Genomic DNA, 25,630 nt, shown 5'->3' on the forward strand with positions numbered 1-25,630 from the left:
CTATTTAATTGAAATGCTGTTCACTAACGAGGCGGTTAGTCAAGCTTCCTAGACACTCTATTTCAATTGTGACCACGTCGCCATGCTTCAAGTAAACCCGCTGCTCCTCTGGCAGCCCGAGAACGACACCCTCAGGTGTACCCGTCAGAATAATGTCGCCTGGCGACAATGTCATATGCTGCGAGATGTAGCTAACGACCTCATTGCATGGGAAAATCATATCGGATGTATTCGAATGCTGACGGACCTCTCCGTTCACCATGCATTTCATTTCAAGATCATTCGGGTTCGGGATCTCATCTGCTGTTACCAAATAAGGACCCAGCGGACTGAAATCATCACAGCTTTTGCCTAGCAGCCACTGCTGAGTGCGCATCTGAAGATCACGTGCTGACAAATCATTCACGTTGCAATAGCCGAATACATATTGCAGCGCCTCTTCCTTGCTTACGTATTTAGCGGTTTTGCCGATAACAATAACAAGCTCCGCCTCATAATCCACCTGTGAGGTGACTCGTTCGGGCAAAGCAATATCCTGCCCATGACCCGTCAGCGTATTGTTGAATTTGTTGAACAGAATCGGATACTGTGGAATCGGCGCATTCGTCTCTACCGCATGCTGCCTGTAATTTAAACCTACGCATATGATTTTGTTCGGCTTTGTGACGCAAGGCCCGAAGCGAATGTCCTCTTCACGAAGCAGCAAGCCTTCCGTCTGCTCAACAGACTTCCCTATTTGCTCGGCATAGGCTTCGAGCGCAGCAACCGCCTCCACACCGCCTTCTATAACGGACATGACATCGGTTGGTACGTCCTTGCTTGGATGCCGCCCAAGCGCTGCTTGTAAATCAAGAATGCCGCCTTCGCGTTTAATGCCCAGCCTAAATTGTCCTTCGTGCTCTATCGTTACCAGCTTCATCTTGTTTCCTCATCCTCTCGCTTCTCGTTAGTCAAGCATCCTTGCCGAATACGACACCTCCGTCAATATATAGAGGAGAACCCATCATGAAGGAAGATTCATCGGAGGCAAGAAACAGTACCCCATTCGCGACATCCTCAGGCCGTCCTAGATTCCCGCTGAGCTGACGTGTCCTAATTGCTGCAATAGCAGCTTCGGGATCCTCGTATGCGCTTTGCAAATATTGCTCAACGAACGGTGTCAGGATTGTCCCAGGCAAAATTGCGTTAACACGAATATTGTATTTGGCATAATCGACCTGCATCGATTTGGTAAGCGATAGGACAGCACCTTTCGTAGCCGAATAAGAGGCACGCCGTGCCAAGCCTATCTCCGCAATGCAGGAGGACATGTTGATGATATTGCCTGACTTGCGCTCCATCATATAAGGGAGCACATAACGCGATGGCAGGAATACACCGCGCAGATTCACACGCACGACGCGATCCCAAGCCTCCGGCTCGATCTCATGGATCGCTCCTACCCCGCTAATGCCCGCGTTATTGAATAAAATGTCAATTCGGCCATAAGCTTGTATGGCGCTTTCGACCATCAATCTCACCGAAGCAGCATCCGTAACATCAGCATGAAGGAACAGCGCATTTCCACCGCTCGCTTGAATACTTTGAGCTGTTTCCTTCCCTTTAGCTTCATCAATGTCATTCACGATGACGGTCGCGCCTTCTTTGGCAAACAGCTCTGCCGTCTTTCTTCCAATGCCTGATCCTGCCCCTGTCAGGAGCGCAATCTTCCCTTGCAGTCTCATCGCTATTCCCCTCTCCTGCGCTATCTAATGCGGTATTCGTCGAAATAACGGGGGATGATTTCAGTCGAGGCACCCGGCAGCTGTGGCAGCACGTAGTGTCCATTAACAACAGTGGCTGGCTCAACGAATATGGAACGAATCCAAGGAATGTATTCCAGCATAACAGCCCCTTGTGTTGCAGCTACTAGGTGTTGATGGATCTGTCCCATATCACCGACATGCGGACAAATCGGAATATCATAAGAAGCAGCAAGCCCGGCTACCTGAAGCCATTCCGTAATGCCTGCTACACGAGTAACATCCACCTGACAGTATTCAATGGCACCTTGATGAATGTAATCGCGGAACGCATATTTGGAATACACATGCTCGCCAAGCGCAATCGGAACGTTCAGCGCATCAGCCAGCTTCTTGTGACCAAGAATGTCATCGGGGTTCAGAGGCTCCTCCAGCCAGAACAAGTCGAACTCTTCGAGCTTTTTCCCCCATGTCATCGCTGTATTGATATTCCATTGCTGGTTCACGTCTATCATGAATATCGTCTGGTCACCAATCGCTTGGCGTACCGCCTTAACCCGGTCATAATCCTCGTGTGGATTGGACTTGCCGACCTTGATTTTGACCCCTGTAAATCCTTGCTCTACAATATCTGTTACGTCCTTCAGCAAGCGCTCCTTCGACCAGTTCAGCCATCCGCCGTTCGTGTTGTATGCTTTGATTCCCTTCGATTTATGACCGCCAAGATACTGCCACAATGGCTTGTTCGACGCCTTCGCCATAATGTCCCAGAGCGCAATATCTACTGCAGCCAGCGCCATATGTGTAATGCCCGCGCGGCCGATCCAGTGCATCTTGCCATAGCGCAGCGTGTCCCAAATTTCTTTTACCATAAAAGGGTCCTTGCCGATCAGCTCGGGGGCATAATAACGATCGATGGTATCCACGATCATATCGTCGCCATGTGCGCATGTCCCGGTATAGCCATAGCCGACATATCCCTCGTCCGTGTAAATCCGAACGCCGGACAGCCCCCAATGCGTTGCAACGTTAATCGCATCGGTGATAGGCGGATCAATCGGTACATGCAGGACAAACGTTTCTACTTTTGTAATTTTCATTGTAGGCTCTCCCTTGGTTTCGTATTAATAGCCTAGCGATGCGCCGCCATCTACAGGCAGGGCAACGCCGGTCATGAATGCAGCCTGATTAGAGGCCAGAAATAGTACAGCCTGTGCCACTTCCTCGGAACTGGCGGGCCGGCCAAGCGGATGCATCGCATGGAGGGATTGGACAGCTTCAGCCGGGTTCGGCTGCTGCTTAGTCCATTCATCCAGCAGCGGAGTCATGACACCTGCAGGGCATACGCAGTTGACCCTTACTCCGCTTTGCGCGTAATCCAGCGCAAGTGATTTGGTCAACGCAATGAGCGCGCCTTTGGTGGCCGCGTATATCGGATTATGCTTCTGGCCTATAAGTCCATTCAGCGAAGCCATATTAACAACGCTGCCCTGCACCGCTCGCAAATGCGGGATCGCATGTTTAATCATGAGATAGACACCCTTTACATTAACTGCATACAGCTGATCAAACGATTGTGCGTCAATCTCCTCTAGCGGCTTAGGGCAAATAACTGCAGCGTTGTTGAACAGGATATCGAGCTTGCCATAGACTTGTAGTGTTTGGGCGATTAGCGCTTGAACAGCCTGCTCATGAGAGACATCCGTTTGTATAGCAATCGCTCTTGGAAGCCCTTTCATATCCCCGTATTGCTCGTTCAGCTCATCGGCCGCACGCTGTCCCTCGGCTTGGTTCCAATCTGCAATCACAACATGCGCACCTTCTGCTGCAAACAAATAGGCACTGACCTTGCCGATCCCAGAGGCTCCACCTGTCACGAGCACCACTTTGTTTGTAAATCGCAAGGATATTCCCCCTTTTCCCACCCTGCACGCCATGGAATCTTGTTCAGTAATTGTTGTTCATTTATCCGCATTGTAATGAGTAATGCTATGCTTAATATTGCAGTTATTGTATCATTTACTTAGCCTATCGTATTTGATCAGCGATCCATTAATTTGACAAATCATCCGCTAGAATGGAAGTGGAGTAAAGTGAGGCGAAGCAGAGGATGAAAAAGTTAAACGAAATAACTCCTCATGTCGGGGATTCCATGTACTATCTATACGACGGCAGCTCGAATGAGAAGCTTCGTGTTTGCAACGTCTATGCTTTTCATTTATTTAACGATGGACCAGGAGAAATGGAAGTGAACGGGAAGCGCTATGCGATTGAGAACCGTACGCTTATTTTTCTAAGACCAGAGGAGCAGCATGCTTTTCATATTTCATCTGATCGCCCCTTGTCATCGCATAACCTTTATTTCGATATCTGGGATCGAACGATTCCAGTATCCGTCAATCGAACCTTCATCTATGCTCCAGAGCCGTTCGTACTGCATGAAACAGCAGCATCCTATCCATGCGAAGAGCTAGATAGTCTGCCTTGCGTCTTCTCTCTGCAGCCTTATCCAGAGCTTTATGAATCCTTAGTTACACTTGCTAAGCTATACCATAACGCTGCGTTTTACCGAACAGAGATGATGAACAGCCTGCTGTATGCGTGGATATTGAACTGGTATAATACCATTCATACGCATCAGCCAACTGATTACCGCATCGTCCGCCTGCTCGCCCATTTGAACGATCATCCCGAACAACGGGAATCGGTCGAGGCCTGGTGGACCTTCTGCGGACTGAAGCGAACCTACTTCCATGCTTTGTTTCTCCGAGAAACCGGGCTCACGCCCAAAGCATATCACCACAAGCTGCTCATGAGACGAGCCACCCATCTATTGCTGGAAAGTGATATGAGCGTAACGGCTATAGCCGAAAGACTCGGCTATCCATCCATTCATCCTTTTACGCGGCATTTCAGCGCCTTCTATGGCGTGAGCCCCAAGCATTATCGCTTGCAGCCGCATTCCAGTGTCTAAGCAGCCACCCTATATGGACAACGTAAAAAGAGCCCCCGATGCGCTTGAGCATCGAGGGTTCATATATACGCTATAGCATAGTAGGCGTGACAGCTTCAGACTGCACCTTCGTCCCCTGCTTCTCCGGTCCCGTCCACATGGCAGCGAATAAGCCGAGCACCGCAGCGGCAACGAGGAACCAGAATCCAAACTGTACGGATTGCCCGAGCGCATCCTGCAGCACCGCCGTCGTCTCAGCCGGCAATCCGGAATCAGCCTGCAGTACGGCTTGCGGATTCGCTAATTGAGCCAAGCCCTCCGTTGACAAATTTAGCTCATCTGCCTGTTCGCGAAGCGTCGAGCTAAGACGACCATTAATAATCGAAGCCAGCACCGCTGTGCCGAATACACCGCCAATCGCCCGGGAGAAGCCAACCGTAGAGGTTGCTACGCCTTTGATTTTTTCCTCCGCACTCATGCTGACAGCCATCTGACCAACCATCATCATGATGCCAATTCCCATACCAATGAGCGCCATTATAAAGCGCAGAAGCCATGGACTCGCATCAAGAGGCATATACACAACCATTAACAAGCCCGCTCCTGTGAACACCATCGAAACAGCAATGTTAAAGCGCCAGCTCCATCTCTTAATGAGTGCACTGCTGAATGAAGCGCCGATAACGACACTGAACATTAATGGCGTTAATGCACTGCCAGAGTCTCCAACGTCACCGCCAAGGCTGCCTTGCACGAACAGCGGAATGTAAACAAGCGCGCCGTACATCATAATGCCTTGTATGAACGTTGCCATCAGCGTTCCTGAAATGACTTTGCTCCGAAATAGCTCGAAGGGCAGAATCGGCTCCTTCGCCCGTGTCTGCACGACTAGGAATACAGCTGCAGACGCCGCTCCTACTGCCAGCAATCCAACAATTCGCCAAGAGGACCAAGCATACTCTTTCCCGCCTAATTCCATGCCTAACAAAATAGAAAGAGTAGCAATAGCCAGCAGCGTCGCTCCCAAATAATCGACCGAGGGCTTTGCTTTGCCGCTCGTGTCTGTCTTCTTCAGAAGCCGGTTCATGATTACAAATATAAGGACACCAAACGGAAGATTAATATAGAAGTTCCAGCGCCAATTCAAATGCTCTGTAATCAGAGCCCCAAGCGCTGGACCTACTACCGATGACAGCGCGAACACACTCATGTACAACGTATGATAAATGCCCGCTCTCTCCCTCGGCATGATGCTGAATACGAGCGTGAATGTAACCGGCAGCAGAAAGCCCGCTCCAATGCCTTGGATGCCGCGAAACAATACGAGCTGCATCATGCTTCCCGCCATGCCGCATAACGCTGAGCCGATCATAAACAACGCTAGTCCTAGTATAAAAAACGTTTTTCGCCCGTAAATATCGGACAGCTTGCCCGCTATCGGCATCATTACGGTTGAAGCGAGCATATACACGGTGAATACCCACGACATCTGCTCGAATCCGTCCAGCTTCGCGACGATCGTCGGCAAAGCAGTAGATACAATCGTCTGATCAAGCTGTGTCAAAAATATGCAGACCAATAGCGCGGCCATCATCCAATTCAAATGTGGCCTCGACAGGCCTCCCGATGCGTTTGTCATCGTACCATCACCTATTCTGCTGCGCTGCTGCTTCACTTACATTCTAGTCAGTTTGGCACAACGTTTAATATAATCACGGGGAGATTGACCGCTTACGCGTGCGATCGAGAACGCTCCCACCCGGTTAAATGCATCTTCCAGCGTCCGCTGCAGCGTCTCCGCTGCCGGACTGCTCCTCACGGTCCATATCGCGATAAAACGGTCAGCAATCTTGGAAGGCGATTTCTCAAGCTTGTCCAGCAGACGATACAGCGGCTCCGACATCTCCCCATATTGCGTGGATGCGCATACAACCAGCAATTCAGCATCTTCGTCCATAGCAAGCGCTTCCTCTTCGTCATACACCCTTTTTACTTCCAGCCCTTGCAGCTCCGTCAAAGCATCGATCAGCTTCAACTGCTCCTCATGCTCATCTCCCTGCTCCAGAAACACCGTTGCGACCTTCCGTACGCCAGGCTCCTTCAGGAAAGAAGAGTCATCCTTTGCCAAAATCCCGTTAAGCGTCAATTCGATCATTTGCTCGGCCACCTCGGCTTGAAGTGCCTCGAGGTTCCCATCACTGCCTACAATTGCTTTCAGATTATCAAAGCTTCTGTAGTAAAACTGATTCATCATGCCCCACATGGAGAAAAGAACAATGGTTTCGTTTACGTTTGAATGAATAACGCCCGCTTGCTTCCATCTTTTGAACAGATCGGCTTTCTCTAGAAAATCCTGCACCCAAGTAGATGAAGCATATTTATTGAAGAGCTCACCGCCCTCCAGCGCCTCCCAATGAAACATTTTGTACAAATTTGGCATGCGGCATTTGATCTCGAAATGCGTCTTTATATATTCTCTAATCATGAGGGCGGGATCTTCCTCCACCCATGTAAACGCTTGAACATATGACTCCCATTGCTGGAATAGGCGCACTAGCACCTCTTGATAGAGCTTCTCCTTCGAGTCAAAATAATAATGGATCAGCGCTTGATTCACTTCAGCTTTCAATGCAATCTCGCTAATCCGCGTGCCTGCAAAACTATTCCTTGCGAAGAGTTCCTCTGCCGCATGCAGAATGCGCTCCTGCACAGTAGTCTTTACTTCTTCCGTTCCAATTCCTTGCGACAATTGCTCTCCTCCATTCGTATTAACGGTTTCCCGCTTGCTCATCCTTTATAAGGCCGCGAACAGGATCCCGCCCCTACGCCTAGAGCATGCAGGATAACCCGAATCGCGACTCTTCTATCCAATTGGAGACCACAGCAGGAAGCTCCTCCATCTGCGACTCCATCATATACAGTCCTCTTACAGGAACGATTGCACCTGTCTCCGTAAGCAGCGGCCGCAAATAGGTTTCAACCGCCATGCTATGATGAGGAGACCCCCCCACCATGACAGGAATAGCGAACTTGCCTGCCCATGCATTCGGCGGAACCATATCGATAAATAATTTAAGCAGTCCCGTATAAGTAGCTTTATAAGTAGGCGTTGCAATGATGACAATATCGGAGCCAGCAACCAGCTCCAGCAGCTTCTGGACCTCTGGATGCCCCCACTGTATAATCGAGCCGGCATAAGGCGCCAGATCAATAACAAGCTGATCTGTTAACTGCTTTCCTTGCTCCTCTATGAAAACAGCCAGTTGACTCGTAATCTCTCTCGCAATCGTAAACGTGCGAGAAAGTTCCTTAGGATTTCCTACAATCGCTGTTATTTGCACGATAGCTATGCTCCTATTATATTCAATTTCTCGTACTTTCCTCTATAAAAAAGAAGCGGCTGTGTTTCGGACTCTGTTTGATGAATATGCAGCCCTTCACCTAGCAGCACAACATGGTCGCCGCCTTGTACCGCTTCCTTTACTTGGCATTCCACACTGACCAGGCAGCCTTCAAGAACGGGTACACCCGATTCTCCCAAACGATAGGCTGCATCCTCAAATTTCTCTGGGCCACCTTTACGGGCGAACTTCCGCGAAACTTCTTCCTGATTATCCGCTAATATATTCACGCAATACTTATTCGACGCGAGCAGCTTAGCCAGCGTGTCGCTCTTGTTATCTACACAGATTAGTACCATTGGCGGGTCAAGCGACAAGGAGGTGAACGCATTCGCCGTCATGCCTACCGGACTTCCTTGCTCATCGATTGTCGTGATCACAGTAACACCCGTTGCGAATTTCCCCATCGTACCTCTCCACTCCATAGCGTCCATTGTTTGAACCTCCTTCATATTTTATGCCATCAACTATTGTTCGCTCGCACTAGCTTCCCTTCCAGGTCCAACCACCGGCTTGCTGTACCGTTGTTAATCCACTTGGTTGCAGATGAGCCAAGCTGCAGCAGCATACACCACAACCGCATCAACCATATCGTCTACCGTCGGTCGGAAACGAGTCGGTCCGTACGTTACCGCAGGAATGTTGTACATATTGAACACATTATGGTCACGCCACATGCTGGAATAAATATAATGACCGATTCCTGTCTCTCCTTTGCCTGAGCCTGCGCTCGCAGAGCTTATAGCCTCATGAAGACCCTTCACCCGCTCCCCATCAGCCTCAAATCCTTGGCGATACACGATCGGTTCGATATGACCCTCGAAGCCTTCATTTGCCATTACGCTCTCCAACTGACGCTGTACATTGGCGATCGATTGCTTCGGTGTTAAATTCACCTCGAGATAAATGGAGCAAACCTCGCTTCCGCTGCCCATAATATGCGGATCACCACCCCTTATAGCAGCAATCTGAACCTTGGGCACGGCTGTTCCGCCTAACGAATGGTAAATGTTAGCCTGCTCATATTCAGCCGCCCACTTCTGGATAGCTCCAATTAAAGGCGCTACCATGACAAGCGGACTCGGATGATCCTTCAATGCCGGCGTATGCTCAAGCAGCGGTGTGAATACATCCTCGCCATACAGGTCGATTCGGAAGTTCGCATGGCCGCAGGAAACCCATGAAATGCCAAAGTCTGTACCCTCTGCAGCGATGGCATAGTCCGGCGCAACCCCGCCATGCGTAAGCATATATTGGGCACCCAGCTCCTTGCCTAAATAGACAGAGCCCTGAAATTCCTCTACCTGCTCTGGACCAATCTCTCCTGGGCAAGCCGTTACGTAGAGCGTGCCCGCTAGGGTTAAACCAGCTTTCTTCAGCGCCTTTGCCGCCATTAGCGTACACGCCATTGGCCCTCGGTCGTTTTCGATAGGCCTGCCGGAGAAAACTCCTCCTTCCAGACGCGCCTCCAGCCATTCTGGACGCTCCACCGAGCCCGGGCGATACTTCCAGCTGTCCCGCCAATTATATTGCGGTGATTCTGTATCCAGATGGCTTGTGAACAGCAGGTTCTTTCCTTTGCCTGGTTGATCTCCGCCAATGCGGCCGATCACATTGAATCTGTCCTCCACCATACCTGTACGTTTCGGAGCTAATCCTTCACGTTTCATCCATTCATAAACATAATCACCAGAAGCCTTCTCATAGCCTGCGGGGCTCGGGATGCTGCCCAGCTCTAGGATGAGCGCAATTAATTCATCCCGATCCACCGCTTGCCGAATGGCTTTCACCACTTCCAGAAAAGCTGGCTCGGAGCCAGCTTGGCTATGCAGCCAATCGTTCATATCGCTTGCTCCTTTCGTTATAGGCTACGTCGTATTCACATGTCCCAGCTTGCCAGAACGTCCTCCGTCGTAACGATTGAAGCGAAATTAATCGCCATTACTTTGAGCGAGGCATCATGCAGCTCCTGCTCATATGCGGCACATGCATCTGCAACGACAAAGGTTTCGTAATCGCGCATAAATCCGTCTCGTACCGTTGAATCGACGCAGCATTCCGTCGTAACCCCCGTAACGATTAACGAATTAATATCGTAGTTGTTAAGCATAAGCTCCAAGTTCGTACCAATAAAGGCGCTATAACGCTGCTTGTCTACGAACAAGTCGCCTGTCTCCGGCGTGAGGCGGTAATTCTCGGCACCGCTTGTGCCTCTTCGACAGACAGCCGCACTTTCCGCGTCATAGCCTTGCCTCGCGTACCACGCCAGCATTGCGCGAGAATCGGTGTCTGGCCCAGTCATTAGTCGAATAAATATGACCGGCACACCGCATTTCCTTGCTGCAGCAGCTAACCGGTCAATCCGGTCAACTGCATCATCTATTTGAGACAAATCCATGCCGAACTCAGCCATTTTCCCATCTGCGGCACAAAAATCCCGCTGTACATCAACGATTAGCAGCGCTGTCCGATTCGCTGGCACCTCTGCACCCATCTGACTCACCTCGCTCATTCTTCGTTATTTTGTACCGCGAAGAGCAGGGAGCACACGCTCTCCAAAGAATTGCAAATCTTCGATATAGTCTGGGAAGGTGAGCATCATGCCGTCAATACCCGTTACTTCGATAATATGGCGAATACGTGCTACGATTGTTTCGAGGCTTCCCGATATCGTCTCCGTCATAAAGGCGCTCTTCGCTCTTGCAACCATCGAATTCTCGCGGCCATCCGGTTCTAGACCATAGCTTCTCAGCATGCCTTTAATAGCACCAACGTCAGCACCCTCTTGATAGGTCTTGATCCGCTCCTCAGCAAGTTCATCCGTCTCACCCGGTACTATAGTGAACATTGCATACGTTTTAATCGTCTTGTTTCGCTCAGTGGCCATTTCTTTGGCACGACGGCTGACCGCAGCCAGCTCTTCCAGATCGCGGCCGCCGATGAAGCAAGCATCACCTTCATCGATAGTGAAGCCCATCCCCTTCTCCGACTGGCCTGCACATATAATCTCAGGGCGCGGAGACTGCACTGGCTTAGGATCAGATATACAATCTTTCAATTGAAAATACTGCCCGTCCGTCGTCACCGACTCCTCACTCCATAAGCGCTTTACTGTCTGAATCCACTCTTTCGCCAGATCATAGCGCTGGTCATGATCCAGATGCTCCGGCCACACGCCCATCTGCGAGAACTCTCCCGCGAATGATCCCGATACGACATTCATACCAACGCGTCCATTGCTAATTTGATCAAGCGTAGCGAACATTTTGGCAGCTACTGCAGGATTGAACAGCAAGGTGTGGACAGTCGCATATATTTTCACTCGAGAGGTCGCTTCTGCCAGTCCTGCCATCATCGTCATGGATTCAAGCGATACACCCCAGTGATTGGTAGTGCCGCCATATCCTCTCCATTTGGCCATCGACATGATGAAATCAAGCCCATTCTCCTCGGCAATCATTGCTGCACTCCGATTGAGCGCATAGCTGCCGTCAAGGCGTGGAGAAGTTTCCGATAGAATCCATCCGCCGTTCGTAATAGGAAGAAACACACCAAAGTCCACTGTGTTATAATCAATTGCATTCGTCATTATAGAATCACTCCAATTTCATATAGTTGTAGGGGATTGCATCTTAAGGCCAAATGAGTGTCTCGCCATCGTAAATAGAATGAATGAATGCATTGTCCATAACATCATTGACATCGAGCGTGTTGGAAATCACCTTAGAATCGAACAGCATGCTGATTTCTCTTTGCCATTGCTCGCTCGTCTGCCATGCAACGCCATGCCCTTCGTGACGCGATGACTCTATAATTCCGCTCTCTACAGACCAGCGATTTGTCTCTGCTTTAATATCGTAAGTCGACTCAGAGCGCTTCTCCAGCACCTTAAGCGCCTCGTCCGGATTGGCAACTGCATAATCATGAGCTTTCGATACCGCACGAAGGAAGTCTTCAACCGCAGTTGGGTGCTTAGCGGCAAAATCATTATTGGCTGCAATAACACCGAAGGAGGTTTCTGCTCCGAACTCACCTGGATCAATGAGTCGAACCTTGAGGCCCATTTGCCCCATGATATACGGTTCATTGGATTTGTAAACCGTCAACGCATCGACCTTGCCGCTGCTCAGTACAGTCGGATCATAGCCTACAGATACGCCCTTCACCTTCATGGCATCCACGCCATTTTTCTGGAACATCGCCACATAGTTCGCTGGAAGTGCACCATGATAACCAATTGTCTTTCCTTCCAAATCCTTAGGCGCTTTAATCTCGGAATCGTCCATCACCATGATCGCACTTGTTCCCGAAGCCCCAAAGGTCGCAACACCTTTAATTGGCGCCCCATTGGCAACCGACTGAATGACTAGGCTTGGCGTCCCTGCGCTGGCAAGCTGGGCTTGCCCGGCTGCAAGAAACTTCATCCCTTCGGAGTCAAGACCCGGCTGGATCTCTACATCCAGCCCAAGCTCCTTGAAGTAGCCGAGCTCATCGGCCATAACCGCTTGGATATCAGGAGGGGAGGCTGCATAATAATACCCTGTAATGTAAGTGATTTTGCCTGCTTTTTCGTTTTCTACTTTGCGTGCAGCCCAATCTATGGCACCTTGTTCAGCCTCTACTGTCGGCTCCGTAGTAGCATTAGTGCCAGTAGACGGCGCTGCGTTGTTCGAAGAACATCCTGCCACCACCATCACACATGCAAGCAACAACGTCGAGATCCACTTCGTCTTCGTATTTTTTCTCTCCATCCCAAAGCCCTCCACTCATCTATCTGTTTTTTTGAAAAAACAATGAAAGAATTGCAAGCTTGCCGTTGTCAGCCCTGCTTTTGCTCGGATACATGCCAAGAAAGTACTCTACGTTCAATAAATCGAACAAGGCTGACGAGCGCAATACCCATAATGGCCAGCATGAGAATAGCTGCGAACATCCGCTGCATCTGCATGTAATTGCTCGCCATCATCACAATATTGCCAAGCCCCTGCGTGGAGCCACTCCACTCGCCTACAACAGCTCCAATTACGCTAAGGCTGACGCAGGTTCTTGCTGCCGAGAACAAATAGGGTAAGCTGTTCGGCAGCCTAAGCCGCAAAAATATTTCGAATTTGCTTGCATGGAGAGATCGCATATATTCGTAGTTGTTTTCGTCGATGGAGCGGAATCCCATTATCGAGTTCACAAGCATAGGGAAAAAAGTAATGATCGCGGAGATGAGAATTTTGGGCAGTGCTCCGAATCCAAACCAGATAATAAATAACGGAGCGATTGCTACAACAGGCGTTACATTAGCCAGAACCGCGATAGGAAGCAATGTCCGCTCCAGCAGCTTCGAATGAGCCATGAGTATGCCTCCGATGAATGCAATCAGCGTACCAAGCAGGAATCCAATAACAGCTTCGTACAGCGTGACCCAAGCATGCGGCAAATAGAAGCTGAAGGACGTCACCAGTTCTTTGATGACAGAGGATGGTGTCGGCAGCGTAATCGCCTTAATGCCGAACATCCACACTACCAGCTCCCATATACCGAACAAGCAGAGGAATGCGAGCAGCGGCGGCATGAAGGCGGACGCTGCAAACCATTTTCTAAAACGGATAAAAGCCGATGGCTTCGCTTTATGCTTGCCTCCTGCCTGCGATAAAGCGCCACTCTTTGCTGGGGCCGTCATTGCGCCGCCTCCTCTTTCCATTGCTGCTTCGCTTTTCATAATCGTTTGTCTTAGCATGGCTTATTCCCACCTTTCACGCAGTTGGCCGCGAATCAGACTTACATAATGATGAAACTCTTCCGTATCCTCCACAGCAGCACTGCGAGGGCGGGGCAAATCAATATCAATAACTTGCGAAATCTTCCCTGGCCTTGCCGACATCACAACCACCTTGTCCGACAACAGTACCGCTTCGCGCAGGCTATGAGTGACGAAGACTACGGTCTTCTTATGCGCCTCCCAAATGTCCAGCAGTTGATAGCTCAGCATCTCGCGTGTGATTTCATCAAGTGCCGAGAATGGCTCGTCCATAAGAAGAATTGGTGCTCCCGACCCGAATGCACGGGCAATACCCACTCGCTGCTGCATGCCGCCCGACAACTCCTTCGCATATGCGTTGACGAAATCCCCAAGCCCCACCGACTTCAGAAGCTCAACCGGATCTTCCCGATCCTTCACATGAACAGCCCCAGCTTTCTTGTTGACTTCGAAGGGCAAGTTCATGTTCTCCAGCACCGTTCGCCAAGGAAACAATGCAGGTGCCTGTGGTACGAATCCGAATTGCTTATCTGACTGGGCTTGCATCGGGGTTTGACCGCCGACGAGCACCTGACCTTCATCTGCATCAGATAATCCACCTATAATGCGAAGAAGTGTAGACTTACCGCAGCCGCTCGGGCCAATAAGGCTGACGAACGTGCCTTGCTCCAGCTCCAAATTCACATCATGCAGCGCATCCGTCCATTGGCCGCGACGCTCGAATCGTTTAAATACATGTTCTACTTTTAGATAAGGCATATCAGAATCACCACTCTTATCATTGGTATAATAGCTGTTACAGCATGTCATCATCATTTAATTGAACAGTTGATTAAATTTTATTAACTGTTTAATTAATTCCTTTCTCGTATACTAGCACGCTCTCAAAATGTATGTCAACTAACTTTACATAAAAGACAATTATTTAACGAAAATGATTAAATGAAGTGCTTTTCATTCGTAATTCTCTTATTAATATGTAATGTTAATGTTATGTATTTGCGATATTACTCATTTATTTGACTTTTTCATTTAAAATTTGACGATTTTCAATTTAAATAAGTTATTAATTCAAGTTAAATCTAACATTAACATTACACAAAAAAACCAATGAGCAGTTAGGTTTACGCCTCAGCTCCTTGATTCTTTCCATTTGTACCGCCAAAACCATCATGCTACCCTCAGATCAGCCACAGTCCGTTCCTTGTGTAACCAGCTTAGAGAATGATGTGGAGTCATTTGTCACGAAAAAAAGGCGGATCAGCAATAAATGCTGATTCGCCTTCCTCATCTATTATGCTTGCTCAAGTAGCGCAGACGCTCCCTCATGCTCGGGTTCCAGCTTCAAAGCACGTTCCGCGTAATGCAGCGCTTCCGCTTCGCGTTCCATTTCATAGCAGCAAATGGCCATGCCATAGAACACATCGGCTGTTCCTTCGTAACTAGCAAGCGACTTTTCATAAAAGTCCAATGCAGCCTCGTACAGCTCCAACTGATAGAGCTGCACCGCGCACATAAGCGCCAAATCATGCCGGTCATCCAGCCGATAATACCCTTGCCACATCGCAAGCATACCATGCGCTAAATCCTCCGCCTCTTCCTCTCCACAGTCTTCCAGCAACGAATCTATACGAGCCGCACTTTGTAGAAACAGTTGTGGATCATAGCGGCCAATCCGCCAGAAAGCCAAAATCTGAGAAAGCTCAAGCGTCTCCAAATGCTCATCAAACCATAGCTTTAAGCTGAAAAAATCATCTGGTCCGAACCGTTCCACGTAACGACGATAAGCAAGGCGCGTTTGAATGAAACGGGCAGGCTGATTCACCATCAGTATACAACCCACATTCAAATTTTTATAATGATGCTCCGTGAAAGAGGCAATGGCCCCTTTCTGCTCGAACATATGCTGGATCGCATGATAATTGGCCGTTAAGGAAAAGCTTCCATGATGAATCAGCTTAGGCGGTTCTGCGAATGCCCAATTCTCGATTCGATGATCACCTTTGTCTGCCGTTAGAAGAATAAACCCCGCTTGCGATAAGTGACCCAGCCTCTCTAAGCATGAAAGCCCCATTACAGGAAACAGAATATGCGAATCTTCAAGCTTCTCCCGGTAAAGTGCGATGACTTCGCGGTATGGGTAGCTGTCCTGCTCATATTCAGCAGCTCTGCAATAATGGTATTCAGGAACCATACTTCTGAGCATGCCAGCGGAGTCTGATTGCTCCTCTCCTTCCTCCATGTGAAGGGAGACATGGCACTCGTAGATCTGGCCTTCATCCACATAGATCAACTCTTGTGGGATACTGTCAAAAAAGTAGTTGGCAACTAGCAGCAGCGGCTGCTCCAGCTGTCCTGCACGGATCATCTCGCCTGACTCCGTCAAGTGCAGGGTGGTATCCTTAGCTGCATCAAATTGTGCAAAATCCAAAATACCTTGCTGGACGAACGGTATTAAGCTGCGGTGCTGTCGCCAGAAGGCTATATTTTTGGCGGGCAAATCAGTCATCACATAGCGAAACGGCGGAAGCGGAAGCCCCGCGAACGCTACAAGCGATGCAAGCTCCTTCAGCACATGGAATGCCAGCTGGCCCGAGCCTGCTCCTAGCTCAACGATCGTAACCGTCTCCGACGCACAGCCCTGACTCGCTCTATCTTGTAGAAATCCGAATATCATCTCCGCATAGGCAGCTGCAATAACCGGATTGCTCGTAATATATTGCGGCACTTCCTCGCGCTGCCATGCTTCGGCGCCTTGCTCCTCGAAATAGGAGCGCTGCAGCTCCCAGAACGGTGCCTCGCTGAAACGATAGTTTTGCTGATCGCTATTATTCATTCCATCTGACCTACTTTTCTCTATTTTTTCTAACTTAGCAGACTACCAAGGTGAAACGGCTGAAGCCGTCCTTTGGCAGCTATGCTCAAGTTTCGCGTAGACGTGTAGAGAAAGTATGTCCAAATTCATATACTTTCCTATACGTTAAAAAAAAGCCTATCTAATCCTCCTAGGCGATTAGACAGGCTTCTAGATCATACGATTTAGAATACTTTCGTCGTCCAGGATTCGCAGTTCCACGTATCCGTTACGACATCACGATAAAATTCTGGTTCGTGAGATATTAATAGGATGCTGCCTTTGTACGCCTTCAGCGCGCGCTTCAGCTCGTCCTTTGCGTCTACATCCAAGTGATTCGTCGGCTCATCGAGCACAAGCAGATTCGTCTCGTTGTTAATCAGCTTGCATAGACGAACCTTCGCTTTCTCCCCGCCGCTGAGCACCGCGATCTTACTTTCAATATGCTTTGTTGTAAGGCCGCATTTGGCCAGCGCCGCACGCACTTCGAATTGCGAGTAAGAAGGGAACTCCTTCCACACATCTTCAATACAGGTGTTGTAGTTGCTCTCCTTCATCTCCTGTTGGAAGTAACCTACCTGCTGGTGCTCCCCGCGCTGAACCGTTCCTGATATAGCCTGAATTTCTCCCAAAATGCTGCGCAGCAACGTCGTTTTACCGATACCGTTCGCGCCAACGAGTGCAATCTTCTGTCCGCGCTCCATGCGCAGATCAAGCGGGCGTGACAACGGACTGTCATAACCGATCACAAGCTCTTTCGTTTCAAAAATAAGCTTGCCCGATGTCCTTCCATCCTTAAAGTTAAACTGCGGCTTCGGCTTCTCCTTCGCAATCTCGATGACTTCCATCTTATCGAGCTTCTTCTGACGAGACATAGCCATGTTCCGTGTCGCTACACTTGCTTTGTTGCGGGCAACGAAATCCTTCAAGTCAGCGATTTCTTGCTGCTGACGTTTAAACGCCGATTCCAACTGCTGCTTCTTCATCTCATGTACTTGCTGGAAGTACTCATAGTCACCCACATAACGGTTCAGCTCTTGATTCTCCATATGATAAATCAAGTTGATTACGCTATTCAAGAACGGAATATCATGCGAGATCAGAATGAATGCATTCTCGTATTCTTGCAGGTAACGCCTCAGCCATTCAATATGCTGCTCGTCCAAATAGTTCGTAGGCTCATCCAGAAGCAGAATGTCCGGCTTCTCCAGCAGAAGCTTTGCGAGCAGTACCTTTGTCCGCTGACCGCCGCTTAAATCATTGACATCCTTGTCCAGTCCGATGTCAGTCAACCCAAGGCCGCGTGCTGTTTCCTCGATTTTCGCATCGATCAAATAAAAATCTTGGCTCGTCAGCGTATCCTGAATGGTTCCAACATCCTCTAGCAGCTTCTCAAGCTCCTCTGGCGTGACATCGCCCATCTTGCCATACATGTCGTTCATCTCCTGCTCCATGTCGAACAGGTATTGAAAGGCTCCCTTCAGCACATCGCGGATCGTCGATCCTTTACTTAGTACCGCATGCTGATCTAGATAGCCGACGCGCATCCGCTTCGACCACTCGACCTTGCCATCATCGGGCTGAAGCTTGCCTGTAATAATATTCATGAAGGTCGATTTCCCTTCGCCGTTGGCCCCAATAAGTCCAATATGCTCGCCCTTCAGCAGACGGAAGGATACATCATTGAAGATCGCGCGATCCCCGAAGCCGTGGCTTAATCGTTCTACATTTAATATGCTCATAAATGACACCTTTTCTTTTTTAATATTATCGTATTATTATAAACGTTAAGAGGCATGCAACTCAATGTAGGATTCCTCTCTTCATTGCATTTTTTCAAATCAACATAGATTGGGTGATCTCGTCATGGATTGTCATAACTGCGGAACGATACCGCCTATTCAAGATCAAGGTATGATCTGTCTGCATTCAACAGCAGAAGCCGTGACGCTGAACTGGCACCAGCTTGTCCCCGTACTTGACAGCGTCGGCGATCTTGAGAAAGTTAGCGTTTACTACAATAGCAAAGATGAGCTTCTTGGTATCGTAACTAAACTGCTAGAGCAGCTTAACTCACAGGAGCAAGCTTCCGTATCCATTTCATTCGGAGCCTTGCACGATGAAATGGCTGACAGCGGCTCCTCACGCCTACAACTTGAAATGTTTGCCGCACGCATTCAGCATCATCATTTGGTCAGCTTGATTGCAGATAATCATTTCACCAGCCATATGCAGCCGATTATGAATATAGACAGTCAACGCGTATTTGGATATGAGCTTCTCATGCGCCCTTTAGCTGGACAAGCAGCCTTCCAACCCTACGAGCTGTTTCAAGTGGCCCAGCAAACCGGCCTGCATTCGTTCCTTGACCGATCCGCACGAATATCGGCCATCCAAGCGAGTGCGATGCACCTTCCAAAAGGAATCAAACGCTTCATCAACTTTTTGCCTTCATCTATCTACAACCCGAATTTTTGTTTGAGCCATACCTTCGAGGCCATTGAGCGTTTCGAGCAGGACCCTGCCGATTTCGTTTTTGAGGTTGTAGAGACAGAGAAGATTGCCAACATTGCACATCTCAAAACAATTTTCAGTGTGTATAAAGAGCATGGCATTCAAGTAGCCTTAGACGATGTCGGCTCTGGCTTTGCCACTTTAGAGGTGCTTGCCGAGCTTAAACCGCATTTCGTGAAAATTGACCGCGGTTTAATCAGTGGCTGTAATCAGGACGACCATAAACAACAGCTCATCGCCGCTATCGTCAAGAGCGCAGAGGCATTCGGCGCCTCCGTCTTAGCAGAAGGTGTTGAGGAAAAAGAAGAGCTCGCGTTCTGTCAATCGCAGCATATTTCACTTGCACAAGGCTACTTGATTGGGAAACCTTCCTCAATCCCGTTGACTGAGAAGTATGTATCATTATAACGATTCGAATCATCCATTCGATCCAAATTGGAGGAACTAGCCTATGAAATTCCACTCGATTATTGAGCTTAGCGGGAAATCCGCAACCGGTTTTTCCGTACCTGAAGAAATGGTAACAGCACTCGGCACAAGCAAGAAGCCCGCAGTAACCATTACCATTAACTCGTACAGCTACCGCAGCACGGTTGCAGTGATGGGCGGCCGGTATATGATTCCGCTCAGCGCTGAGCACCGAAAGGGGGCAGGCGTTGCCGCTGGCGATGAAGTCGAGATCGATATCCAGCTTGATACGGAGCCCCGCGAAATCGTCGTGCCTGTCGACCTAGCCTCCGCTCTTGAAGCAGAGGCAGCAGCCGGTACGTTTTTCGCAAGTCTATCCTACAGCAATAAACGCCGGCTTGTGCTGGCAATCGAGGACGCGAAGACTGCTGAAACGAGGCAGCGCCGCATCGAGAAGACAGTGGCTATGCTCAAGGATGGCCGCGCGCAATAGCCAGAACAGCAAAAACGAGAGCTCATACGGGGAGCCCTCGTTTTTGTTCTGAGCATTAATTTGCAGATAGCTTAGGGTCTCTACCATATTTATTGATACTCTCGCCTTCCATGATGAAAAATACCAAAAGTATTATCCACCCAACAGCCGGAACTAATCCGATGAAAATCCACCCGCCGCTTTTCCCGATGTCATGCAGCCTGCGAACCGTGACTGCTATCGATGGCACAATAATGGCTAGAGTGTACAAACCCGATAGTAAGCTAGGCAAGCCTATGAGTGATTCAACAAACGCAAGCGCCATAGTGATGAGAAAATTGATTAGAAAGAACATCCAAAATTCCATGCGCCTTGATCTGCCGTCTACCCCTGCATAATTTTTTATTGCTTTCAAATACCACTGCATTTTCGTTCCACCTTAATCGATTAGTAGTGATTTTACAAATTTCATAAAATTTCCCTTTTACCTATATCGGCAGAGCAGTAAATAGATTTAATATGTATTTGGGAAAAATAAACAACAATCTACAATCAGCATCCTTATCATAAAAAACCTCAGGCTCCTCACGCAGCAGCCACGTCCCATACCGCAATGCCCTCATCAGCTTATTTCACAACATGAAACATGTTAAAATGATGAGCATACGCGATATTAAGTTCCCGACAACACATCAAATTGGAGTGAATCTTATGAATATCAACCGTCTTGATCATTTGGTTCTAACCGTCCGCAGCGTCGAAGCCTCCTGCACCTTCTATCAAGAAGTTCTCGGCATGGAGATTATTACGTTCGGAGAGGAAAGGAAGGCAGCTTCTTTCGGTCAGCAAAAAATCAACTTCCATGAAGTCGATAAAGAAATTGATCCGAAAGCGAATACGCCTTTGCCAGGCTCCAGCGACCTATGTCTTATTACTAGTGAGACACCGATTGTTGTTCTACAGCATCTCAAGAAACTCGGTGTAGCTGTCGTGTTAGGCCCCGTTGAGCGCACAGGAGCGCTAGGATCAATCACTTCCATCTATATAAGAGACCCGGATTACAATCTTATCGAAATTTCCAGCTACGCATCGTAAACTAGCACTTTGATATGCAGCAATTGTACACACTATAGAAAAGTCGATTTTGGCAAAAAGTTAACGTCTCCTTAAGTTCCCCGTTCAGTGTCTGAGATCTATGGCAACTCAAAAACAAAATTTAAATATTCCTTTACAGGAATATTCTTTTTCAGGTATATTATAAACATAAACACGGTTGCTGCTAAAGAAAAGAGGTGAACTAAATGGAGATAACCACATTTAGCGCACTGGCCGAACAAAGCCGTCTACGCATGGTAGAGCTGCTGCTGGTTGGCCCTATGACTGTTGGAGATATTGCCGACAGGCTGCAGCTTAGACAGCCTCAAGCCTCTAAGCATCTACGCGTCCTCCTGGACGCCGGGCTTGTCGAAGTACATGCAGATGCCAATCGTCGAAATTATCAGCTTCGCACTGTAGCGTTCCAAGAGCTCGATTCTTGGCTCGATAGCTATCGGCGTGTATGGGAAGAGAGATTCGATTCGCTTGATAGTTATCTGCATAAGCTGCAAAGCCAACAGCAGAATGACAATAAGCCGAGCCAAAACTAGGGAGGAAATTCACAATGTCTAACCAAATGATCGCTACAGTAATCGGTCAAGAACTTATTCTAGAGCGCGTATTCGAAGCCCCAAGCGAGCTCGTATTCCAAGTATTCTCGCAAGCAGAGCATCTGAAGCACTGGTGGGGGCCACGCGGCTGGGAGGTTACGGCCTGCACCGTAGATTTCCGCCCAGGCGGCGTCTGGCATTATTGCATGAAATGCGTAGATCGAAATCAGGGTGACTTTTTCGGCTTCGAATCCTGGGGCAAAGCCGTATATCAAGAAATCGTAGATGGAGAGAAAATCATTTATGTCGATTATTTCTCTGATGCTGAGGGCAATGAAAATGAAGATTTGCCTGCCACCCACATCACGATGACCTTTGAAGCCTTCGAAGACAATAAAACGAAGCTGGTTAGCCGATCAACGTACGCTTCCGCTGAAGCGCTTAAAACCGTTTTGGATATGGGCATGGAGCAAGGCATCTCCGAAACATGGGATCGCCTAGGTGAGCATCTGCAAACTCTTCAATAAAGGAAAGAGCAATCCTTTGCATACACGCAGAGAAGGGCAGCCTGAAGGATTCTATTCGATCCCTCTAGCTGCCCCTCTCTCTTATTCATCCTATTGCTTATTTGTCCCCTGGCTCAATCAGCCCATACTTCGTTTTAATCCGATCCAACTTCTCCAGCATCGGCCTTGCAAGAATGAACAGAAAGAGCACCGTTGCCGCTGCATGAACGATATCGAACCAGAAACCCGATACGTAAGAGGCCAATAACACCTGCCAAGAAAACTGCGAGGAAAATATTGAGACGGAGCCGAAATTAATAATGCCTCCATACACAAAAAAAGTCGCTAGTCCGCCGAACAAGCATAGCGAAAGCTTCGTCTTCTTAAGCAGTCCCTTCTGGAACAAAATGCCCGCAAGAAATCCGATAATGCCAAAACAGAACATTTGCCACGGCGTCCACGGTCCTTGGCCGAAAAAAAAGTTAGAGACGAAGCCCGCCGTCGCTCCTACGAGAAAACCTGCTTCCGCGCCGAAGCTAACGCCTGCAATAATGACAATTGCCACAACCGGCTTGAACTGCGGCAGCATGAAAAAAGCAGACCTCCCCGCCACCGCAATCGCGGCCAATACGGCAATGACAATCAGCTCTCGTGCCTGCGGCTTACGCTTCTCGAACACAAGAGCAAATGGAATCATCGTATACAATACGATGAGCAGACTAATGAAATAATATTTGCGATCGTCCAAAACCACTATGCCTAATATAATCGTAAGCGGGATGACTACTAGAATAAGCACAGCAGCCAGCCACGTTCTTCTACTTAGGCGTGAGCCTGCTAAAGGCTTCTCTGACATCGTTCAATCACATCCTCTATCGTTACACCATCACGCCATATATGCCGCGCCATCCGATTAGCTGCAGTCGTATAGAAGCTGTTGCCCGCAAAAAACTTGCTTGCTGTATTCGTCGTGATGATGCTGCCGTCGAAAAACATTGAACAGATTTCGCCATACTTGGCGCAGAACTCAACGTCGTGCGAAACCATTACAATGGTTACACCGTTAGCATTAAGTTTTTGTAGAAACTGAGCAAGCTTCTCCTTGAAAAATCCGTCCAAGCCTTTAGTTGGCTCATCCAGCAGCAGAATGCGCGGCTCCAGCAACAAGACCTTCGCAAGCGCCGCCCGCTGCTGCTCACCTCCACTCAAATCATATGGATGCATATCAAGCAGATGCGCAAGCTCCGCAAAGGCAACGATGTCGGCAATCTTACGAGCCTTATCTTCTTTGCTCATTGTAGACTGAGACAGCATTTCCTCCAAGTCCAGCCTTACCGTTTTTTTGACGAACAAGGTTTGCGGGTTTTGTGGAAGGATACCTACATGGTTTATAAACAGCTCTTGCACATTCATTTTCGCAGGATTTTTTCCGCCTATCAGCACCTTGCCCCGATACGGCTGGACAATTCCGCTCATCAATGAAAGGGTCGTTGTTTTCCCTGTTCCGTTGCCGCCTACAAGACAATAGAATTGTCCTTCTTTTACTTTGAAGGTCAGGTCTTTTATAATATCAGCGCCGTTCTTCTCATGCTTGAACCATACATCCTTGAACGAAATGGCAGCAGCAGCCGCTGACGATACGACCGCCGTAGAGCCTTCACTTACTTCCTCCATGGAGGCTGCCGTTTTACCGCTCAAATACGTATTAAGCCATTGTCGGCCTTCCTTTACCGTAACAGGACAAGGCAGGCTATTGCTCACACCCGCATAGATTTGCATTGGCGTAGGCATAGATAAAAACATCGGATGCTTCATACGACCCAGCGCCGTACCCACCTGCTCAGGCGTACCTTCGGCAATGATTTCGCCCTCATCCATGACGATCAGCCGATCGGTTATCGGAACGATCTCCTCCAGCCGATGCTCCGTCATAATAATCGTTGTGCCGAGCTCGCGGTTAATCTTTTTTACCGTTTCTAGAAAGTCAGACGCCGCAATGGGATCGAGCTGGGAGGTAGGCTCATCGAGAATGAGCACGGACGGATGCATAGCCATAATCGAGGCTAGGTTGAGCAACTGCTTCTGCCCGCCGGACAGCTCCGAAACATTTTTGCGAAACCAGGTATGGATACCGAAAAAACTTGCCATCTCAGCTACCCGCAGCCTAATCGTCGCCGTATCGCAGCCAAGACTCTCCAAGCCGAAAGCAAGCTCATGCCACACCTTATCGGTAACAATTTGATTGTCTGGATTCTGAAGCACGAAGCCGATCTCCGATGCCTGTGTTCGCTGGTCTACCTCTTCCATTAATTGGCCGCTGAAATAAATATGACCGCTCCGCTTGCCATGCGGGGTAAGGATCGCCTTCAACTGTCTAAGCAGTGTGCTCTTGCCGCAGCCCGACTTCCCGCAGATGGTAATGAACTCTCCGCTCTTAATCGTTAGATTAATGTCGGCGAGCGCCTTCTTCTCCTTCTCGGGAAAGGTAAAGCTTACATTCTCGATGCGATACGTTTCCATTTGATTTCCTCCACAGCATTGATAATCACAGGCAGCAGGCAAAGCCCCAAATACGCCAAATACACGATAAAGCTAAGCGGCGACCTGTCCGGTACTTTCATGGACGGGAAAAATCGCATCGTATTCTCTCCCAAAGCTGCACCGGTTACGATTATTGCAATCAACCCCAGCATAATGAGGAATATCGTTTTGTCGCGAGTATCGAACCGGATTAGCGAGAAGCTCGTACGGCCCGGCAACCCATAACCCCTCGATTTCATAGAATCCGCTGTTTCGATCGCATTCTCAAGTGCCCAGGTTGTCATAATCGACAGAATAGTCATTCCATTGCGTGCTCGTACGAGGATCGTCCCCTGCGATACATCCCTGCCGATACATTTCTGTGCATTCGAAATGACTTTCAGCTGCGCGATATAACGCGGCACAAAGCGGAGTACCATGGAGAAAATGAGCGAGAGCGCCGGCATGATTTTGCCAAACAAATAAATGAATTTATCAGAAGTCATCACCGCATTGTAGCAGGAGAACCAAATAATGACCGTCACGAACATGCAGGCAGCCGACACGCCGTAAACAATCGATTCGAGCGTAATCGGATTCCCGTTATGCAAATAAAACAGGATCGTCACACCCGCGTGGTTGAACACGGGATTCAATACGGCGGTTATAAGGAGCAGCGGCAGCATATAGAGCAGATTGAACGTGACCGCCTTTTTCCCATTCAGCATAATTGAATAGACGAGCGCGCTTGCAAGCGACACAGCCTGCAGAATTGGGTGCATGAACAGCATGCCAAACAAGAGAACAGCGGCAAAATAAGTAAAGTTAACGATCGGATGAAAGCTTGAGAAGCGATCCTGCATTA

General features: G+C 48.8%; 26 protein-coding genes. 6 read left to right on the forward strand and 20 right to left on the reverse strand.

Features of this window, described 5'->3' with window-relative positions; all coding sequences use genetic code 11:
* Positions 1-4: 4 nt before the first annotated feature.
* From FGT79_RS25390 to FGT79_RS25405, 4 genes are read right to left on the reverse strand one after another with little or no spacing between them, the layout of a single operon-like run.
* Positions 5-919: a fumarylacetoacetate hydrolase family protein gene (locus tag FGT79_RS25390; RefSeq protein WP_138755641.1), complete on the reverse strand. Its 915-nt coding sequence runs from the start codon at positions 917-919 to the stop codon at positions 5-7.
* 31 nt (positions 920-950) lie between these two features.
* The gene (locus tag FGT79_RS25395; protein ID WP_138755642.1) at positions 951-1,724 is read right to left on the reverse strand and encodes an SDR family NAD(P)-dependent oxidoreductase; all 774 of its coding nucleotides are present in this window, start codon (positions 1,722-1,724) and stop codon (positions 951-953) included.
* Between the two features lie 20 nt (positions 1,725-1,744).
* Positions 1,745-2,842, reverse strand: coding sequence for a mandelate racemase/muconate lactonizing enzyme family protein (locus FGT79_RS25400; protein ID WP_138755643.1), 1,098 nt, complete (start codon positions 2,840-2,842; stop codon positions 1,745-1,747).
* Between the two features lie 24 nt (positions 2,843-2,866).
* A complete protein-coding gene (locus FGT79_RS25405; RefSeq protein ID WP_246096618.1) occupies positions 2,867-3,646 on the reverse strand; it encodes an SDR family NAD(P)-dependent oxidoreductase in 780 nt (259 codons plus the stop codon).
* 206 nt (positions 3,647-3,852) lie between these two features.
* Here FGT79_RS25405 and FGT79_RS25410 point away from each other — a divergent pair, with 206 nt between their 5' ends.
* A complete protein-coding gene (locus FGT79_RS25410; RefSeq protein WP_138755645.1) occupies positions 3,853-4,716 on the forward strand; it encodes an AraC family transcriptional regulator in 864 nt (287 codons plus the stop codon).
* A gap of 70 nt (positions 4,717-4,786) precedes the next feature.
* Here FGT79_RS25410 and FGT79_RS25415 read toward each other — a convergent pair whose 3' ends face one another.
* The 12 genes from FGT79_RS25415 to FGT79_RS25470 form a co-directional block, all read right to left on the reverse strand.
* Positions 4,787-6,334: a DHA2 family efflux MFS transporter permease subunit gene (locus FGT79_RS25415; protein ID WP_138755646.1), complete on the reverse strand. Its 1,548-nt coding sequence runs from the start codon at positions 6,332-6,334 to the stop codon at positions 4,787-4,789.
* 36 nt (positions 6,335-6,370) lie between these two features.
* Positions 6,371-7,444 carry a TetR/AcrR family transcriptional regulator gene (locus FGT79_RS25420; protein ID WP_171056445.1) on the reverse strand — a complete coding sequence of 358 codons (1,074 nt, stop codon included), beginning with the start codon at positions 7,442-7,444 and terminating at the stop codon, positions 6,371-6,373.
* A gap of 79 nt (positions 7,445-7,523) precedes the next feature.
* Positions 7,524-8,036 (reverse strand): NADPH-dependent FMN reductase, encoded by a 513-nt coding sequence (locus FGT79_RS25425; protein ID WP_171056446.1) that lies wholly within the window; start codon positions 8,034-8,036, stop codon positions 7,524-7,526.
* Positions 8,037-8,041: 5 nt separating this feature from the next.
* Positions 8,042-8,530 (reverse strand): flavin reductase family protein, encoded by a 489-nt coding sequence (locus FGT79_RS25430; protein WP_171056447.1) that lies wholly within the window; start codon positions 8,528-8,530, stop codon positions 8,042-8,044.
* 93 nt (positions 8,531-8,623) lie between these two features.
* The gene (locus FGT79_RS25435) at positions 8,624-9,940 is read right to left on the reverse strand and encodes a zinc-binding metallopeptidase family protein (RefSeq protein ID WP_138755650.1); all 1,317 of its coding nucleotides are present in this window, start codon (positions 9,938-9,940) and stop codon (positions 8,624-8,626) included.
* A gap of 35 nt (positions 9,941-9,975) precedes the next feature.
* A complete protein-coding gene (locus FGT79_RS25440) occupies positions 9,976-10,590 on the reverse strand; it encodes a cysteine hydrolase family protein (protein WP_212758626.1) in 615 nt (204 codons plus the stop codon).
* 24 nt (positions 10,591-10,614) lie between these two features.
* The gene (locus tag FGT79_RS25445) at positions 10,615-11,685 is read right to left on the reverse strand and encodes an LLM class flavin-dependent oxidoreductase (protein WP_138755652.1); all 1,071 of its coding nucleotides are present in this window, start codon (positions 11,683-11,685) and stop codon (positions 10,615-10,617) included.
* 43 nt (positions 11,686-11,728) lie between these two features.
* Complete coding sequence (locus FGT79_RS25450) at positions 11,729-12,847, reverse strand: ABC transporter substrate-binding protein (protein ID WP_138755653.1); 1,119 nt, start codon at positions 12,845-12,847, stop codon at positions 11,729-11,731.
* A 68-nt stretch (positions 12,848-12,915) separates the two neighbouring features.
* The gene (locus tag FGT79_RS25455; RefSeq protein WP_138755654.1) at positions 12,916-13,824 is read right to left on the reverse strand and encodes an ABC transporter permease; all 909 of its coding nucleotides are present in this window, start codon (positions 13,822-13,824) and stop codon (positions 12,916-12,918) included.
* Between the two features lie 3 nt (positions 13,825-13,827).
* Positions 13,828-14,604: an ABC transporter ATP-binding protein gene (locus FGT79_RS25460; RefSeq protein ID WP_138755655.1), complete on the reverse strand. Its 777-nt coding sequence runs from the start codon at positions 14,602-14,604 to the stop codon at positions 13,828-13,830.
* Between the two features lie 535 nt (positions 14,605-15,139).
* Positions 15,140-16,681 (reverse strand): SAM-dependent methyltransferase, encoded by a 1,542-nt coding sequence (locus FGT79_RS25465; protein WP_138755656.1) that lies wholly within the window; start codon positions 16,679-16,681, stop codon positions 15,140-15,142.
* A 203-nt stretch (positions 16,682-16,884) separates the two neighbouring features.
* Positions 16,885-18,441, reverse strand: a complete 1,557-nt coding sequence (locus tag FGT79_RS25470; protein ID WP_138755657.1) for an ABC-F family ATP-binding cassette domain-containing protein — start codon at positions 18,439-18,441, stop codon at positions 16,885-16,887.
* 124 nt (positions 18,442-18,565) lie between these two features.
* Here FGT79_RS25470 and FGT79_RS25475 point away from each other — a divergent pair, with 124 nt between their 5' ends.
* Both FGT79_RS25475 and FGT79_RS25480 read left to right on the forward strand, forming a co-directional pair.
* The gene (locus FGT79_RS25475; RefSeq protein ID WP_138755658.1) at positions 18,566-19,621 is read left to right on the forward strand and encodes an EAL domain-containing protein; all 1,056 of its coding nucleotides are present in this window, start codon (positions 18,566-18,568) and stop codon (positions 19,619-19,621) included.
* A gap of 43 nt (positions 19,622-19,664) precedes the next feature.
* Positions 19,665-20,114 carry a YdeI/OmpD-associated family protein gene (locus FGT79_RS25480; protein WP_138755659.1) on the forward strand — a complete coding sequence of 150 codons (450 nt, stop codon included), beginning with the start codon at positions 19,665-19,667 and terminating at the stop codon, positions 20,112-20,114.
* Between the two features lie 55 nt (positions 20,115-20,169).
* Here FGT79_RS25480 and FGT79_RS25485 read toward each other — a convergent pair whose 3' ends face one another.
* Positions 20,170-20,520: a DUF805 domain-containing protein gene (locus FGT79_RS25485; protein ID WP_138755660.1), complete on the reverse strand. Its 351-nt coding sequence runs from the start codon at positions 20,518-20,520 to the stop codon at positions 20,170-20,172.
* 284 nt (positions 20,521-20,804) lie between these two features.
* Here FGT79_RS25485 and FGT79_RS25490 point away from each other — a divergent pair, with 284 nt between their 5' ends.
* The 3 genes from FGT79_RS25490 (at position 20,805) to FGT79_RS25500 (ending at position 22,266) form a co-directional block, all read left to right on the forward strand.
* Positions 20,805-21,188: a VOC family protein gene (locus tag FGT79_RS25490; RefSeq protein ID WP_138755661.1), complete on the forward strand. Its 384-nt coding sequence runs from the start codon at positions 20,805-20,807 to the stop codon at positions 21,186-21,188.
* 206 nt (positions 21,189-21,394) lie between these two features.
* Positions 21,395-21,739 carry an ArsR/SmtB family transcription factor gene (locus tag FGT79_RS25495; protein WP_138755662.1) on the forward strand — a complete coding sequence of 115 codons (345 nt, stop codon included), beginning with the start codon at positions 21,395-21,397 and terminating at the stop codon, positions 21,737-21,739.
* Positions 21,740-21,753: 14 nt separating this feature from the next.
* Positions 21,754-22,266 carry an SRPBCC domain-containing protein gene (locus tag FGT79_RS25500; RefSeq protein ID WP_138755663.1) on the forward strand — a complete coding sequence of 171 codons (513 nt, stop codon included), beginning with the start codon at positions 21,754-21,756 and terminating at the stop codon, positions 22,264-22,266.
* A gap of 97 nt (positions 22,267-22,363) precedes the next feature.
* Here FGT79_RS25500 and FGT79_RS31355 read toward each other — a convergent pair whose 3' ends face one another.
* The 3 genes from FGT79_RS31355 to FGT79_RS25510 are packed head-to-tail and all read right to left on the reverse strand — an operon-like array spanning position 22,364 to position 25,628.
* Entirely contained in the window at positions 22,364-23,101 is a 738-nt protein-coding gene (locus FGT79_RS31355; protein WP_171056448.1) for an ECF transporter S component, read from the reverse strand.
* Entirely contained in the window at positions 23,083-24,765 is a 1,683-nt protein-coding gene (locus FGT79_RS25505) for an ABC transporter ATP-binding protein (protein WP_171056449.1), read from the reverse strand. Before FGT79_RS25505 ends, FGT79_RS31355 begins: the two co-directional genes overlap by 19 nt.
* Positions 24,738-25,628 (reverse strand): energy-coupling factor transporter transmembrane component T, encoded by an 891-nt coding sequence (locus tag FGT79_RS25510; protein WP_138755664.1) that lies wholly within the window; start codon positions 25,626-25,628, stop codon positions 24,738-24,740. The genes FGT79_RS25505 and FGT79_RS25510 overlap by 28 nt, the downstream gene beginning before the upstream one ends.
* Between the last annotated feature and the right edge of the window lie 2 nt (positions 25,629-25,630).

Source organism: Paenibacillus sinopodophylli, from assembly GCF_005930355.1.
Lineage (GTDB): Bacteria > Bacillota > Bacilli > Paenibacillales > Paenibacillaceae > Pristimantibacillus > Pristimantibacillus sinopodophylli.